Origin of the sequence: Nonomuraea sp. MTCD27 (assembly GCF_041950495.1) — a bacterium.
Lineage (GTDB): Bacteria > Actinomycetota > Actinomycetes > Streptosporangiales > Streptosporangiaceae > Nonomuraea.
In genome coordinates, this window is the sequence record NZ_JBGNUW010000023.1 from 148,245 (window position 1) to 162,000 (window position 13,756).

14 protein-coding genes are annotated in these 13,756 nt (G+C 70.3%); 7 read left to right on the forward strand and 7 right to left on the reverse strand.

Annotation, left to right across the window (positions count from 1 at the left end; translation table 11 throughout):
* The first annotated feature begins 115 nt into the window (after positions 1-115).
* Positions 116-1,021, forward strand: a complete 906-nt coding sequence (locus ACBJ59_RS48785; protein WP_375116858.1) for a fatty acid desaturase family protein — start codon at positions 116-118, stop codon at positions 1,019-1,021.
* Positions 1,022-1,058: 37 nt separating this feature from the next.
* On the opposite strand, the gene ACBJ59_RS48790 is transcribed toward ACBJ59_RS48785, so the two are convergent.
* Positions 1,059-1,280, reverse strand: a complete 222-nt coding sequence (locus tag ACBJ59_RS48790; RefSeq protein ID WP_364116892.1) for a hypothetical protein — start codon at positions 1,278-1,280, stop codon at positions 1,059-1,061.
* A 69-nt stretch (positions 1,281-1,349) separates the two neighbouring features.
* Between ACBJ59_RS48790 and ACBJ59_RS48795 the strand changes: the two genes are divergently transcribed.
* The 4 genes from ACBJ59_RS48795 to ACBJ59_RS48810 all read left to right on the forward strand — a co-directional run bounded on the left by ACBJ59_RS48795 (position 1,350) and on the right by ACBJ59_RS48810 (position 5,252).
* Complete coding sequence (locus ACBJ59_RS48795; protein ID WP_375116859.1) at positions 1,350-2,486, forward strand: sensor histidine kinase; 1,137 nt, start codon at positions 1,350-1,352, stop codon at positions 2,484-2,486.
* Entirely contained in the window at positions 2,483-3,151 is a 669-nt protein-coding gene (locus ACBJ59_RS48800; protein WP_364116896.1) for a response regulator transcription factor, read from the forward strand. The genes ACBJ59_RS48795 and ACBJ59_RS48800 overlap by 4 nt, the downstream gene beginning before the upstream one ends.
* Positions 3,152-3,248: 97 nt before the next feature.
* Entirely contained in the window at positions 3,249-4,499 is a 1,251-nt protein-coding gene (locus ACBJ59_RS48805; protein ID WP_375116860.1) for a cytochrome ubiquinol oxidase subunit I, read from the forward strand.
* A 12-nt stretch (positions 4,500-4,511) separates the two neighbouring features.
* Complete coding sequence (locus ACBJ59_RS48810) at positions 4,512-5,252, forward strand: cytochrome d ubiquinol oxidase subunit II (RefSeq protein ID WP_375116861.1); 741 nt, start codon at positions 4,512-4,514, stop codon at positions 5,250-5,252.
* On the opposite strand, the gene ACBJ59_RS48815 is transcribed toward ACBJ59_RS48810, so the two are convergent.
* From ACBJ59_RS48815 to ACBJ59_RS48825, 3 genes are all read right to left on the reverse strand, one after another.
* A complete protein-coding gene (locus ACBJ59_RS48815; RefSeq protein WP_375116862.1) occupies positions 5,253-7,007 on the reverse strand; it encodes a bifunctional metallophosphatase/5'-nucleotidase in 1,755 nt (584 codons plus the stop codon).
* Between the two features lie 182 nt (positions 7,008-7,189).
* Positions 7,190-8,851, reverse strand: coding sequence for an alpha-amylase family protein (locus ACBJ59_RS48820; protein ID WP_375116863.1), 1,662 nt, complete (start codon positions 8,849-8,851; stop codon positions 7,190-7,192).
* 28 nt (positions 8,852-8,879) lie between these two features.
* A complete protein-coding gene (locus ACBJ59_RS48825) occupies positions 8,880-9,812 on the reverse strand; it encodes a nucleoside hydrolase (protein ID WP_375116864.1) in 933 nt (310 codons plus the stop codon).
* 89 nt (positions 9,813-9,901) lie between these two features.
* Between ACBJ59_RS48825 and ACBJ59_RS48830 the strand changes: the two genes are divergently transcribed.
* Positions 9,902-10,315 (forward strand): PPOX class F420-dependent oxidoreductase, encoded by a 414-nt coding sequence (locus tag ACBJ59_RS48830; protein WP_375116865.1) that lies wholly within the window; start codon positions 9,902-9,904, stop codon positions 10,313-10,315.
* A gap of 1 nt (position 10,316) precedes the next feature.
* Here the strand turns inward: ACBJ59_RS48830 and ACBJ59_RS48835 are convergent, their stop codons facing one another.
* From ACBJ59_RS48835 to ACBJ59_RS48845, 3 genes are all read right to left on the reverse strand, one after another.
* The gene (locus ACBJ59_RS48835) at positions 10,317-11,498 is read right to left on the reverse strand and encodes a helix-turn-helix domain-containing protein (protein WP_375116866.1); all 1,182 of its coding nucleotides are present in this window, start codon (positions 11,496-11,498) and stop codon (positions 10,317-10,319) included.
* Between the two features lie 64 nt (positions 11,499-11,562).
* Positions 11,563-11,763 carry an EF-hand domain-containing protein gene (locus ACBJ59_RS48840; RefSeq protein ID WP_364116914.1) on the reverse strand — a complete coding sequence of 67 codons (201 nt, stop codon included), beginning with the start codon at positions 11,761-11,763 and terminating at the stop codon, positions 11,563-11,565.
* Positions 11,764-11,794: 31 nt separating this feature from the next.
* The gene (locus ACBJ59_RS48845) at positions 11,795-12,673 is read right to left on the reverse strand and encodes a LysR family transcriptional regulator (protein WP_375116867.1); all 879 of its coding nucleotides are present in this window, start codon (positions 12,671-12,673) and stop codon (positions 11,795-11,797) included.
* A gap of 62 nt (positions 12,674-12,735) precedes the next feature.
* Here ACBJ59_RS48845 and ACBJ59_RS48850 point away from each other — a divergent pair, with 62 nt between their 5' ends.
* Positions 12,736-13,716 (forward strand): aldo/keto reductase, encoded by a 981-nt coding sequence (locus ACBJ59_RS48850; protein ID WP_375116868.1) that lies wholly within the window; start codon positions 12,736-12,738, stop codon positions 13,714-13,716.
* Positions 13,717-13,756: the final 40 nt, after the last annotated feature.

A 13,756-nucleotide genomic window follows, 5' to 3' on the forward strand; every position in this document is an offset into this window, starting at 1 on the left:
ACCTGTGGCCAGTCCCGGCACGATCGACACTCGAGGCAGTGACTTCGCCCGACTAGCCCATCACATCTCTGACGCCGGTCTCCTCGACCGGCGTCCCGTTTATTACGCCATCCGGATGAGCATCGCCGCCATTGTCTACCTCGGTTGCTGGGCGTTGTTCGCCTGGGTGGGCGATTCGTGGCTGCAGCTTCTCGTCGCGGCCCTGATGGCAGTGGTCTTCACCCAGCTCGGCTTCCTCGCCCACGATCTGGGGCACCGGCAGGTGTTCAGGACCCGCTCGCCGAGCGACATCGCGGGCCTGATCATCGGCAACCTCGGCGTCGGGCTCGGCTGGGGCTGGTGGACCACCAAGCACAACCGCCACCACGCCAATCCGAACCACGAGGACCACGACCCCGACGTGTCCCCCGCCGTGATCGTCTGGTCCCAGGATCAGGCCATTAAAAGCGCAGGATTGCCACGGTTTATCGCGAAATATCAGGCCTACTGGTTCTTTCCGCTGCTCACCCTCGAGGCCTGGCACCTCCACATAGCCAGCTTCAAGGCACTCCTCGCACCCACGACCAAGCGGCGCGGCGTGGAGCTGACGCTGCTCCTGGTGCACTTCGCCCTCTACTTCGGCCTGGTCTTCACCATTCTGCCGGTCGGCAAGGCGCTGCTGTTCCTGGTCATCCACCAGGGTCTGTTCGGGCTCTACCTCGGCTGCACGTTCGCGCCGAACCACAAGGGCATGCCCGTGCTGACCAAGGAGGACAAGCTGGACTTCCTCCGCAAGCAGGTGCTGACCTCGCGCAACGTGCGCGGCAACCTGTTCACCGACGTGGCGCTCGGCCAGCTCAACTACCAGATCGAGCACCACCTGTTCCCCAACATGCCGGCCCCGAACCTGCGCAAGGCGCAGCCGATCGTCGAGCGCTACTGCGCGGAGATCGGCGTCGACTACCTGCAGACGGGCCTGGTCGAGTCGTACGGGCAGGCGTTGAGCCACCTGCACGACGTCGGCGCCCCTCTGCGCCGCTGAGGCGTCCCCCTGCGCCGTCGAACCCGTAGGGCGCCCGTCACTGGGCGCCCTCCTCTTCCAGCCGCTTGATCAGCCCGTCGCGGCGGCGTTCGAGCTGGGCGATCAGCTCCACCTGCTCGTCCGCCTGGCTGATCACCGCTGAGATCTCGACCTGATCGGTCGCGCCCATGTCGCGGATCTGGTCGCGCACTTCCTGGTTCTCGGCCCGCAACCGGACCAGGTCCTCTTCGACCCGCCGGAGTTCGTCCTTAGTGCTCATCCACGGGCTCTACCCAGATGCGCCCGGCCGATCACCCCGTCACCCGGGGCGGCATGCAGAATGGGAGCCATGAGCAGGCCCTCCACCAGCACGATCGTGTCACTCGTGACGATCGTCGTCGTGCTGGCCGGCACCGCGCTCACCCATGTCCTGCGCGGCCCCGGCCGGCTGAACGCGCTGGACGTCCTGCTGCCGCTGATCGCGTGCGGCGCGCTGCTGGTGCGGCGGCGTTATCCCGTCGCGGCGCTGATCGTCGTCGCGGTGTCGGTGGCGGCCTACTACCCGTGGGCGGGGGTCGACGGGCCGATCATCGTGCTGGTCTTCCTCGCCCTCTACACCGCCGCCGACCAGGGCCACCTCGCGCCCGCCATCGCCACGGGGGCGCTGTCGCTGCTGGCCATGGGGGTGGGCGAGACCGGCGGGGTCAGGCACGTGGACGACAGCCTGTTCATCATGATCGCCGGGTGGGTGGTGGCCGCCATCGCGTTCGGCGGCGTCACCCGCAACCGCCGCGCGTACCTCATGGAGGCCCGGCAGCACGCCCTGGACGCCCTGCACAGCAAGGAGGAGGAGGCCAGGCGGCGGGCCGGCGAGGAGCGGCTGCGGATCGCCAGGGAGCTGCACGACGTGCTCGGGCACAACATCTCCATGATCAACGTACAGGCCGCCGCGGCGCTGCACGGGCTGAAGAAGCGGCCCGAGGAGGCCGAGGCGGCGCTGCGGACGATCAAGGAGACCAGCAAGGAGACGCTGCGCGAGCTGCGGACCACGCTGGGCGTGCTGCGCCAGGTGGACGAGGACGCGCCGACCGCGCCCGCCGACAGCCTGGCGCGGGTGGAGGCGCTGGTCGCGGCGTCGGGGCTGGACGTCCGCACGAAGCTGTCGGGGCCGCTCGACGCGCTGCCGACGGAGGTGGACCTGGCCGGCGCCCGCATCGTCCGGGAGGCGCTGACGAACGTCTCCCGCCATTCCGGCACCGACAGGGCCACGTTGACGATCACCAACGCGTCCGGGGACATCGTCATCCGCGTGGAGGACGACGGACCGGGCGCCGCCTTCGACGGGGGCAGCGGCTTCGGCCTGCAGGGCATGCGCGAGCGCGCCACCGCGCTCGGCGGCACCCTGGAGGCGGGCCCGCGCCCCGAGGGCGGCTTCCACGTCGCCGCCCGCCTGCCACTCACCCAGCCGACGAACGGGGCTCGATGATCCGCGTAGTGCTCGCCGACGACCAGACCCTGGTACGCGCCGGGTTCCGGTCCATACTCAGCGACGAGGACGACATCGAGGTGGTGGCCGAGGCCGCCAACGGCGCGGAGGCGATCTCCAAGGCGCGCGAGCACCGGCCCGACGTCGTCCTCATGGACATCCGCATGCCCGAGCTCGACGGCCTGGAGGCCACCCGCCGCATCGCCGGCGACCCGGCGCTCGACGGCGTCAAGGTGATCATCCTGACCACGTTCGACCTGGACGACTACGTCTACGGCGCGCTGCGGGCCGGCGCCGGCGGCTTCCTGGTCAAGGACACCGAGCCGGCCGAGCTGATCCACGCGGTCCGGGTCGTGGCCAGGGGCGACGCGCTCATCGCCCCGTCGGTCACCCGGCGGCTGATCGCCGAGTTCGCCGGCCGGGTCAAGCGCCCGGAGCCGGGCCCCGAGCTCAACGCGCTCACCGAGCGCGAGCGCGAGGTCATGACGCTGGTGGCCGCCGGGCTGTCCAACGACGAGATCGCGGCCCGGCTCGTGCTCAGCCCCGCCACGGCGAAGACGCACGTCAGCCGCATCATGACCAAGCTGTCCGTCCGCGACAGGGCGCAGCTCGTCGTCATCGCCTACGAGGCCGGGGTCATCACCCCGGGCTGGCTTACACCCTGAGTGGTACGCCGGGGCGGCCCGTGCGACCCGGGATGTACGCCAGGTGAACGCCCCGGCATGACGCGGCGGGCGGTGCCGTGCCCGGAAGCTCGGGGGCATGGAAACCGTGGACCTCGCCCGCCTGCAGTTCGCGCTCACCGCGGGCGCGCACTTCCTGTTCGTGGCGCTGACGCTCGGCCTGGCGACGCTGGTGGCCGTCATCCAGACCCGGGCCACCTTCGGCGGCGATCCCGTGCACCTGCGGATGACGCGGTTCTGGGGCCAGCTCTACATCATCAACTACGCGATGGGCATCGTCACCGGGCTCGTGATGGAGTTCCAGCTCGGGCTGTCGTGGAGCGGGCTGACGGAGTACGCGGGCGACGTGTTCGGCTCGGCGCTGGCGATCGAGACGCTGGTGGCCTTCTTCGTCGAGTCCACGTTCCTGGGCTTGTGGATCTTCGGCTGGAACAAGCTGAACCGGTGGGCGCACCTGGCGGCGATCTGGGTGGTGACGCTGACCGCGTACGCGTCGGCGTTCTGGATCATGGTTTCCAACGGCTTCCTGCAGAACCCGGTCGGTCACGTGCCCGACGGCGACCGGCTGCGGCTGGTGGACTTCGGGGCGATGGTGGCCAACCCGGCGGCACAGGTGGCGTTCTGGCACGTGCTGGGCGGCGCGCTGATCGTGGGCGGGTTCTTCCTGGCCGGGGTGAGCGCGTACCACCTGCGCAGGCGCACCGCCGAGCAGGACGTCTTCCGCAAGTCGCTGCGGATCGGGTTGGGGGTGGCGTTGCCGGCCACGTTCTTCACCGCGACGTTCGGCGGGCTCGGGTTCGAGACCATGCAGCCCACCAAGGTCGCGGCGTGGGTGAACGACGCCGGCCGGCTGGCCGCCGCGCAGGCCGAGATGGTGGCCAGGCACGGGCCCGGCGACTACCTGCCGCCCGTGGCGTGGGTGCAGACCAGCGGCATCACGATGATGACGTTGTTCGCGCTGATGATGTTCGTGGCCGGGCTGAGCTGCCTGCTCATGCTCTTCCGGCCGGTGGTGCGCGGGTTCCGGCTGTGGCACTGGTTGCTGACGCTGATGATCCCGGTGCCCTTCGTGGCCATGTTGTCCGGCTGGATCTTCCGCGAGATGGGGCGCCAGCCGTGGGCCGTGTACGGGCTGCTGCGGACGTCCGAGGCCATGTCACCGATGACCGAGGCTCAGGTGCGCTTCTCGTTGTTCGCCTTCGCCACCGTCTTCGCGGTGCTGATCGTGATCAACTACTGGCTGCTGGCCAGGGCCGCCCGGCGCGGTCCCGCCGAGGTGGCGCTGGGCGACCGCCCGATCGACGCCCCCGTCCCCGTCCCTTCCTTCTGAGTGGAGCCGACCATGGAGATCCTGATTCTGGCCTTCTTCGCGCTCGGCTACCTGGTGCTGGCCGGGGCCGACATCGGGGTGGGCATGGCACTGCCGTACCTGGGGCGGTCGGCGGGCGAGCGGCGCGAGGCGATCGCCGCGATCGCGCCGTTCTTCCTGGGCAACGAGGTGTGGCTGGTGGCCACGGCGGGCGTGCTCGCGGGGCTGTTCCCCCAGCTGGAGGGCGAGCTGCTGCACGGCAACCACGCCGTGGTCGTGACGCTGCTGCTGGCGTGGGTGATCCGCGACATGGGCCTGTGGCTGCGCGGGCGCGTGCCCGGGGCGCGCTGGCAGGCGTTCTGGGACGGCGCGATCGTGGCCGGGAGCTGGGGGCTGGCGCTGAGCTGGGGCCTGCTGCTGGCCCGCATCCTGCTCGGGATCGAGGGGCCGGTGGCGGTGCTGCCCGCGCTGGTGCTGGCCGCGCTGTTCCTCACGCACGGGCTGGCGTTCGCGGCGCTGCGGCTGCGGGGGACGCTGCGCGAGCGGGCGGCCGTGCTGTCGGGAGGGGCCGGCGAGGTCCGCACGTACGCGCTGACCTCGGCGGCGATGGTGGTCGTCGGGGTGCTGGCCGGGCTCCGGCTGCCGCTGGAGCCCGGCACGTCGGGGCCGGTGCTGGTGCCGATCGTCCTGGCCGTGACCCCGCTGCTGGTGGCGTCCCAGGCGTGGGTGTGGTGGACGTTCAGGCACCGGGTGACCGGGCCCTCCTACCTCTGACTAGAAGAGCGGGACCCCGTCGCGGGTCAGCCTCCAGTTGGACACCGCGAAGTCCGACGGGTCGATGGTGCCCTGGGCGGTGGCGTACTCGATCAGCGCCTGCCTGATCTCCACCTGCGCGTTGTAGACGACGGGAGCGCTGGTGACGTGCGGGAAGCCGCCGCCGCCCGACTGGCGGTAGTTGTTGATCGCGACCAGGAACTCCTTGCCGGCCGGGATCGGCGCGCCCTCGTAGGTCAGGTTGGCGATGCGCTGGCCGGCCGGCTTGGCCACGTCGATGTCGTACGACACCCCGGAGAGCTGGTCGTAGTTGTAGTCGGGGGTGTTGTTCGCGTTCGTCAGCTTGGTGACGTCGACGGGGGCGCCGGGGGCGAGCTGGTTGAAGTACTTGGCGGAGTACTCCAGGTAGTCCTTGATCTGCGCGCCGGTCAGCTTGACCGCCTGGAGCGTGTTGTCGTAGACGTACAGGCCGGCCACGTCCCTGACCCGGATGTCGCCGGCGGGGAAGACGGCGCTGCGGCTGAACGGCGCCGCGATCGACAGCACCGGCAGCGTGTTGTCCGGCAGCGCCTGCTTGACCGTCTCCTCCTGCACGTGCTGGATGTAGTCGAGGATCGGCGTGTCCTTGTACGGCGACTCGGCCGCCGACAGCTGCTGCGCCGACTTGGCCACGACCTTGTTGACGTAGCCGACCGTGGTGTCGTGCTGCGGCTTCATCAGCTCGACGATCTTCGGGTCCTCCTGGACCGTGTTCGTGTTGAGCGTGGTCGAGGACTTGCCGGTGACGACCCACTTGCCGCGCTGCTTGGCGAGCTGGAAGTCCAGGACCGACAGGCGCTGGCCCCACTTGCCCGGCTCGGTCAGCAGCACCTGCTGCCCGGTCGCCTTGTTCGTCACGAACTTCTGGGCGACCTCGTTGTGCGCGTGCCCGAACAGCACCGCGTCGATGCCCGGCACCTGCTCGGCCACCATCGCGGAGGCGTTCTCGACCGGCAGGTCGCCGCCGTAGGACGACATGCCGTTGTCGCCCGCGTGCGCGGTCACGACGACCACGTCCGCGCCGAGGCCGCGGATGACCGGCACCCACTTCCTCGCCGACTCGACCAGGTCGGTGAAGCGCAACTTGCCCTCGACGTTCGCCTTGTCCCAGATGGCCACGCCCGGGTTGGTCAGGCCGAGCACGCCCACCCTGATCGGCTGCTCGCCCTTGACCTTCATGGTCTTGATCACGAACGGCTTGTACGCGGGCCGCCCCGACTTCTCGTGGACCGCGTTCGCGCCGAGCACGGGAGCCTTCATCTGGTCGACCCACGTGGCCAGCAGCGGCAGACCGTAGTTGAACTCGTGGTTGCCCAGCGTCACGGCGTCGTACCCGATGGCGTTCATGGCCTTGGCCATCGGGTGGATCTGCCCGGTCTCGTTCACCGGCTCGACCTTGGCGTAGTAGTACGCCAGCGGGGTGCCCTGGATGGTGTCACCCGAGTCGAACAGCAGCGTGTGATCCGCTCCGCGCTCGGTCCTGATCCGGTTGACCAGCGAGGACACCTTCGCCAGACCGACGCTGTTGCCCTGGCTGTCGGAGTAGCCGGCGTCCTTGAAGTAGTCCCAGTTCAGGGCGTTGCTGTGGAGGTCGGACGTGCCCATCACGGTGACCGTGACCGTCTTGGCCGGCCGGTCGGCCTGCGCGGGGGGCGCCGCCAGGGCCAGCACGCACAGCGCGGCGGCCCCGGTGAGGGCGAGCTTCTTGGTCTGCATGAGGCTGGAGAGTAATCAGGACAAATTACTCGTTGGTTACGAATGCCCTAATCAGCGCCATAAGCTCGGCCGGGCGCTCGTGCACGACCACGTGGCCGCTGTCCAGCTCGGCGTACTCGCTGCAGCGGCGGATCGACGGCGACGTGGCGGCAGGACCGTCCTCGCCATGTCCGCCTGGCCGGTCACCGGGCCTTGACCGAGGCGTCCTCCGGGGCCAGCTCCGGCGGCGAGGCGCGCAGCCAGCGGCAGCCGTGCGGGTCCAGCGGCACGCGTACGACGCCCTCGCCCGACACCTCCAGCGCCCCGTCCACCAGCAGGTCGGTGAGCAGGCACCGGTCGAGCCCGGCCAGCCGCAGCTGCACGTCCTGCGCCGTGTCGCAGAGGTTGTGCACGACCACCACCGTGGCCCCGTCGGCGTCGCAGCGGTGCGCGAAGACCGCCGGATGGCCCGTGTCCAGCACCGTGTACTCGCCCCACGCCAGCTCGGGGCACTCCCGGTAACGCTCGATCAGCAGCTGGAACCAGCGCAGCAGCGAGTCCGTGTCCCGCTTCTGGTCGGCCACGTTGACCCGGTCGGGGGCGAAGGAGCCCTCCGGGATCTCGCGGACAGGGTCGGCCCGGGTGAAGCCGCCGTCGTCCGACCACTGCATCGGGATGCGGACCGCCATGCGGCCCTCCTCCTCCAGGTTCTCCCCCATCCCGATCTCCTCGCCGTAGAAGATCACGGGCGTGCCGGGCAGGGAGAACAGCAGGCTGTAGGCCATCTTGATGCGCCGCAGATCGCCGCCGAACATGGTCGGCAGGCGGCGGCGCAGCCCGCGGCCGAAGATCTGCATGTCCTTGCTCGGCCCGAACGCCTGGAAGATCTCCTCCCGCTCGCTCTCCGTCAGCTTGTCGAGGGTCAGCTCGTCGTGGTTGCGCAGGAACATGGCCCACTGGCAGTCCTTGGGCGGCTGGGGCCGCGCGCGGAGGGCCTTGGCGAGCGGGGCGGCGTCGCTGCGGGCCATCGACAACCAGGCGTTCTGCATGCCGATGAAGTCGAAGCACATGGTGATCTGGTCACCCAGGCCATCACCGAAATATCCAATTAAGTCGTCATACGGGACGTTCACCTCGCCGAGCAGGATCGACCCGCCCATGCGCCGCGTCATGAACGCCCGCAGGTCCGCCAGGAACTCGTGCGGCTCGGCCAGCTTCGGATTGACGTTCTCGATGAGGAACGGCACGGCGTCCACCCGGAACCCCGACAGCCCCAGCTCCATCCAGAACCCGAGAATGCGCGCGATCTCGTCCCTGACCTCGGGGTTGCCCACGTTCAGGTCCGGCTGGTGCCGGTAGAAGCTGTGCAGGTAGTACTGGCCGGAGACCTCGTCGTACTCCCAGATGCTGGTCTCCTTGTCGGGGAAGACGATCTGCTCGGGGTTGTCCGGTTCGGGGGTGTCGGACCAGACGTACCAGTCGCGGCGCGGCGAGTCCCGGCCCGACCGTGCCTCCGTGAACCAGGGGTGCTGGTCGGAGGTGTGGTTGACGACCAGGTCCGCGATCACCCGCAGGCCGCGGTCGTGGGCGGTGCGCATGAACTCCACGAAGTCGCCCAGCGTCCCCAGCCGCGGGTCGACGCTGTAGAAGTCGGTGATGTCGTAGCCGTCGTCCCTGTTGGGAGTCGGGAAGAACGGCATGAGCCACAGGCAGGTCACGCCGAGCCCCGCGAGATAGTCGATCTGCTGCGTCAGGCCGCGGAAGTCGCCCACGCCGTCGTCGTTGCCGTCCTTGAACGTCTCCACGTCAAGGCAGTAGACGACGGCGTTCTTCCACCAGACGTCGGAGGTGTACGTCAGTCGCATCCGCTCCCGCTACCCAGGGCGGCCCCGGTCATGACAGCGCGCGGATGGCGTCTTCCAGCAGCCGCCAGAACCCCTCGACGTCGACGCCGGTGGCCACGCTCGCGTTGGGCGGCCGCCTGAGCTTGCCGAGCAGGTCGACGCTGGTCGCCCCGGCCGTCTCGGTGCCGTGCAGCTCGATGTCGAGCCTGGTCCGGACGGTGGTCACCAGGCCGGGCCGGGCCACCAGCGCCACCGCCACGGGGTCGTGCAGCGGGCCTTCCGGCATGCCCTGGTCGGTCTCGTACGTGGAGTTGAAGTAGTTGAGCAGCTCGACGCCGAAGGCGGCCGTGCGGTTGCCGACGGCGCCGATCCGGGCGACCACCTCGGGCGTGATGAGCACCTGGTGGGTGACGTTCAGGCCGATCATGGTGAACGGCAGCCCCGACCCGAGCACGATCGCGGCGGCCTCGGGGTCGGTCCAGCAGTTGAACTCCGCGTACGGGGTGATGTTCCCCCGCCCCGTGGACCCGCCCATCCAGACCACCTCCTTGATCCGGGAGAGCCGGTCGGGATAGGTGCGGACGAACATGGCGATGTTCGTCAGCGGCCCGGTGGCCACGATCGTCACCTCCTCCCCGGCCCCGTCGAGGGTGTCCCTGATGAGCTCGACCGCCGTGCGCGGGTCGGCCGCCACGGTGGGCGCCGGCAGCTCGGGGCCGCCCAGCGCGTTGGCACCGTGGATCCCCTCGGCCGGCGACAGCAGCCGCACCATCGGGCTGTCGGCGCCGGGCGAGATCGGCACCCCCGCGATCCCGGCCAGCCCGGTCACCACCCTGGCGTTGTAGGTGGTGTGGGTCAGCGTGCCGTTGCCGCCGACGGTGGTGATGGCGCGCAGGTCGATCTCGGGATCGCCGGCCGCCAGCCAGATCGCGAAGGCGTCGTCGTATCCGGGGTCGCAGTCGAGGATCACCGGTTTCGGCATCCGACCATGCTATAGATCGGCTGTCGATCCAGGCGGAAACCGTTCGTGTAGACAGAAACGACCCTGTTCGTGGAAGGAGACACCCTCGCATGCCGTTCACCGACGAAGAGATCGCCTACCTCCGCTCGCAACCGCTCGCCCGGGTGGCGACGCTGTCCGGCGACGGCCAGCCGGACGTGGTGCCGCTGGCCTTCGAGTTCGACGGGACTCACTTCTGGATCGGCGGCGCCGGCGAGCAGGTGCTCGCCACCAGGAAGTTCCGCAACATCGGGGCGGGCAACGTCAAGGTGGCGCTGGTCGTGGACGACATGGTGTCGTTCGACCCGTTCATCGCGCGCGGGGTGCGCGTCTACGGCGTGGCCGAGAGCCCGGTGGAGCGGGTCGGCCTGGTCGGGCCGGGCGTGTACGCGCGGGTCACGCCGACCGTCTCGTGGAGCTGGAACATGGCCGGGGAGCCGGTCGGCGACGACTGGTACGAGACGAGGCGCGCCGTGCACCCGTAGCTCAGCGGCCGGACATGACCGCCTGCCTGGCCCGCAGCGCGATCTCCAGCTCGAAGCGCACGTCGGGGTCGGCGAGCTGGTCACCGTACAGCTCTTCGAGCTGCCGCAGCCGGTAACGCACGGTCTGCGGGTGGACGTGCAGCTTGGCGGCCACCTCACCGGCGCCCCTGCCGTGCCGGAGCCAGGCCAGCAGCGTCTCGGCCAGCCGGTCCTGCTGCGTGGGCCGCAGGTGGGCCAGGGGCGCCAGGCGCACCTCGGCCAGCGCGCTGACCAGCTCCTCGTCCTTGAACACCACCAGCGTGGCCATGTGGTCCTCGCACCGCAGCAGCCCTCTGGGCAGCACGCCGCGCCGCGACAGGTCGAGTGCCTCCCCGGCCCACCGCAGCGACGTCCCGGCCGAGGCCAGCGGAACGGCGGGGCCGATGGCCGCGCGGTGGCCGCGCAGGGCGTGCTCCAGCATCTGGGCCTGGCCGGGCCCGGCCGGGTCGGGCACCAGGAGGCAGGGCACGGTCCGGTCGGCGCCCGCGAGGACGTCGGGCGGCAGCGGGGGCACGCGGCAGGGGCCGTGCTGGTCGTCGAGGACCACGCAGGCGACGGTCCTGGGCAGCCGCCAGCCGGCCGCCTTGGCCAGGTCGGCGACGGCCTCCGCGCTCGCCGGCGGCCGGCTGAGGAGCAGGTCGAGCAGGCGGCCCCGGCGGCGCTCGATCTCGCCGGCGACGTGCGCCCTGGCCTCCTCGAAGCCCTCGGCGGCGGCGTCGGCGAGCTGGTCGAGGTAGACGAAGATGTCCTCGCCCAGCTCGTACAGGGATTGGGGGGACAGCCCGAGCGGTTCGGCGATCTCCGTCAGCCGCCGCCAGCCGACCCGGGCGCCGAGCCGCATCGCGGCCTGCAGCGGCTCCAGGTTGCGGCCCTCGGCCGCCTCCCCCTTGCCGATCATGCGGAACGGCTCGGGATCCCAGGGGGCGTCCGGGCGCTCGATGCGGTCGAGAAAGCCCTCGATGGCCTGCTCGACCGCCATCCGCACGACCTTGATGTAGATCTCGTCCGATGGCCGGGCGTATTCGGGGATGCGGGCCTGGATCTCCTCGATCACCTCTTCGGAGACCCGGCCGATGCCCGACCTGAGCGTTCGTACGATGTCCGCGGGTGTACGGCTTTCGCTGTTGTCACTCTTGTTGGCCATCGTCCCTCCTGCCGCCATTGTGACCCAGGCAACAGAAGAATGTGTAGCAAGTGCTTGTTTCTTATCACTTCTGGAGGAAGGCGGCGAACTCCTCGACGTCGATCAGGCCGTCGCCGTCCTTGTCGAGCTTGAGCACCCCTTCCTGCGCTGCCTCCAGCGTCACGGGCTGGCCGAGCACCTCCATCAGCCGGACGAGCTCGACGGCGGAGATGCGGCCGTCCTTGTCGGCGTCGATCAGGTTGAAGGTGGTCGCGTAATCGCTCATGGGTCGCCCTTCCGCGTGATCTGATATCGCGTCAGACCTTAGTGGTGACAAGTCGTAGCGCGTCGATGAATGCCATGACTTGTGGGCTCACATCCCCTTCGCGCCAGGCAATGGCCAGTTCCCCCGGAGGCAGCCCGGTAACCGGCCGGTACGTCATACCCGGTCTCTTGTACAGCATGGCGTTCCCCTCCGCCACCAGCACCACCCCGAGCCCGCTCGTCACGGCCTCGAACACCTCCTCGGGCGTGTTGGCGGTGACCCCGACGACCGGTGCGTCCTCCCGCGCGTCGAGCCCGAGCCAGAAGTCGCGCAGCGGCCCCGCCGCCGGGGGCAGCGCGATGAACGGCTCGTCGCGCAGCGCCGCGAACGGGATCTCCGCCAGTTCGGCCAGCGGGTGGTCGGCGGGCAGCGCGACCCCGCGCCGCTCGGTCGCCAGCACGTACGTCCGCAGCCCCGGCGGCACCGGCAGCCAGATGAACGCCACGTCGGAGGACCCGTCGGCCAGCCCGCCACTGGGGTCGTCCCAGCCGACCAGCCGCAGCGACACCTCCCACCCCGGCATCGCCGCCCGGAACCGCCGCAGCGCCTCCTGCTGCAACCCCCGGCCCACGGCCGTCTGCATCCCGATCACCAGCGTGCCGGTGGGCGCCGCCGCCCGCGCGCCCTCGACCCCGGCGTTCCACCGTTCGAGCAGGTCACGGGCGACCGGCAGCAGCACCGCGCCCTGCCTGGTGAGCACCACCCCGCTGGGCACCCGCTCGAAGAGCGGGAACCCGAGCTGCCGCTCCAGCACCCTGAGCTGCTTCGACAGCGCGGGCTGGGAGACGAACAACCGCTCGGCGGCCCGCGTCACGTTCAGCTCCTCGGCCACCGCCACGAAATACCGCAACTCACGCAGATGCACGTCCATAGCCACTGGTTATAGCAAAGGGTCTTGGACCCGGCGCCGGCCCGCGCGGCAGGATCGCACGCATGAAGACACGCACACTCGGCAGCTTGCAGGTTCCCGCCATCGGTTTCGGCGCCATGGTGTTGTCGCCCGGCGTGTACGGCGAGGTGGACGACGCCCGGGCCGAGGCGGCGCTGAAGTCGGCGCTCGACGCGGGCGGCACCCATGTGGACACCAGCGACGCGTACGGCCCGAACGGGCACAACGAGCGCCTGGTGGGCCGCGCGATCAAGGGCCGCAGGGACGAGGTCGTGGTGGCCACCAAGTTCGGCCTGGCGGTCCCGGAGGGCGAGCCGAGCCGCTCGCACCCGGTCGGGTACGCCTTCGGCGAGCTCCGGGTGAACGCGGAGCCCCGCCTGGTGCGCCGCTACGCCGAGAGCAGCCTGCGCAACCTGGACACCGACGTGATCGACCTCTACTACGCCCACTATCCCGACCCGGGCGTCCCCATCGAGGAGACCGCCGGCGCGATGGCCGAGCTGGTGCGCGACGGGCTGGTCAGGCACATCGGGTTGTCCAACGTGACGGCCGCCCAGCTGAGGGCGGCGCACGCGGTCCACCCGGTGGCGGCCGTGCAGAACGAGTGGTCGATGTGGCGCCCGGTGGACGCCGGCCTGCTGGCCACCGCGCGGGAGCTCGGCGTCGGGATCGTGGCCTGGAGCCCGCTGGGCAACGGCTTCCTGACCGGCACGGTGCAGGCGCTCGGGGAGGGCGACTTCCGGCACAACGCGCCCCGCTTCTCGGCCGAGAACCTGGCGGGCAACAACGACCGCTACGCCCCGATCAGGGCGCTGGCCGCGCAGCTCGGCATCTCCCCGGCCCAGCTCGCCCTCGCCTGGCTCCTGCACCAGGACGAGCACGTGGTGACGATCCCCGGCAGCCGCACCCCGGCCCACATCGAGGAGAACCTGGCCGCCGCCGACCTCACTCTCCACCCGGACACCCTGGCCCGGATCGACGAGGCCCTGGCCAGATTCGAGGTGAGCGGCGGGACCCTGCTCTAGGTCGGCTCTAGGTCGGCTCTAGGTCGGCTCTAGGTCGGCT

Bases quoted from the DNA above. Each gene is read 5' to 3' on its own strand.
- ACBJ59_RS48850 (WP_375116868.1), top strand. From the start codon at position 12,736: ATGAAGACACGCACACTCGGCAGCTTGCAGGTTCCCGCCATCGGTTTC.
- ACBJ59_RS48800 (WP_364116896.1), top strand. From the start codon at position 2,483: ATGATCCGCGTAGTGCTCGCCGACGACCAGACCCTGGTACGCGCCGGG.
- ACBJ59_RS48810 (WP_375116861.1), top strand. From the start codon at position 4,512: ATGGAGATCCTGATTCTGGCCTTCTTCGCGCTCGGCTACCTGGTGCTG.
- ACBJ59_RS48795 (WP_375116859.1), top strand. From the start codon at position 1,350: ATGAGCAGGCCCTCCACCAGCACGATCGTGTCACTCGTGACGATCGTC.
- ACBJ59_RS48830 (WP_375116865.1), top strand. From the start codon at position 9,902: ATGCCGTTCACCGACGAAGAGATCGCCTACCTCCGCTCGCAACCGCTC.
- ACBJ59_RS48805 (WP_375116860.1), top strand. From the start codon at position 3,249: ATGGAAACCGTGGACCTCGCCCGCCTGCAGTTCGCGCTCACCGCGGGC.
- ACBJ59_RS48785 (WP_375116858.1), top strand. From the start codon at position 116: ATGAGCATCGCCGCCATTGTCTACCTCGGTTGCTGGGCGTTGTTCGCC.
- ACBJ59_RS48790 (WP_364116892.1), bottom strand. From the start codon at position 1,280: ATGAGCACTAAGGACGAACTCCGGCGGGTCGAAGAGGACCTGGTCCGG.
- ACBJ59_RS48845 (WP_375116867.1), bottom strand. From the start codon at position 12,673: ATGGACGTGCATCTGCGTGAGTTGCGGTATTTCGTGGCGGTGGCCGAG.
- ACBJ59_RS48825 (WP_375116864.1), bottom strand. From the start codon at position 9,812: ATGCCGAAACCGGTGATCCTCGACTGCGACCCCGGATACGACGACGCC.
- ACBJ59_RS48835 (WP_375116866.1), bottom strand. From the start codon at position 11,498: ATGGCCAACAAGAGTGACAACAGCGAAAGCCGTACACCCGCGGACATC.
- ACBJ59_RS48815 (WP_375116862.1), bottom strand. From the start codon at position 7,007: ATGCAGACCAAGAAGCTCGCCCTCACCGGGGCCGCCGCGCTGTGCGTG.
- ACBJ59_RS48820 (WP_375116863.1), bottom strand. From the start codon at position 8,851: ATGCGACTGACGTACACCTCCGACGTCTGGTGGAAGAACGCCGTCGTC.
- ACBJ59_RS48840 (WP_364116914.1), bottom strand. From the start codon at position 11,763: ATGAGCGATTACGCGACCACCTTCAACCTGATCGACGCCGACAAGGAC.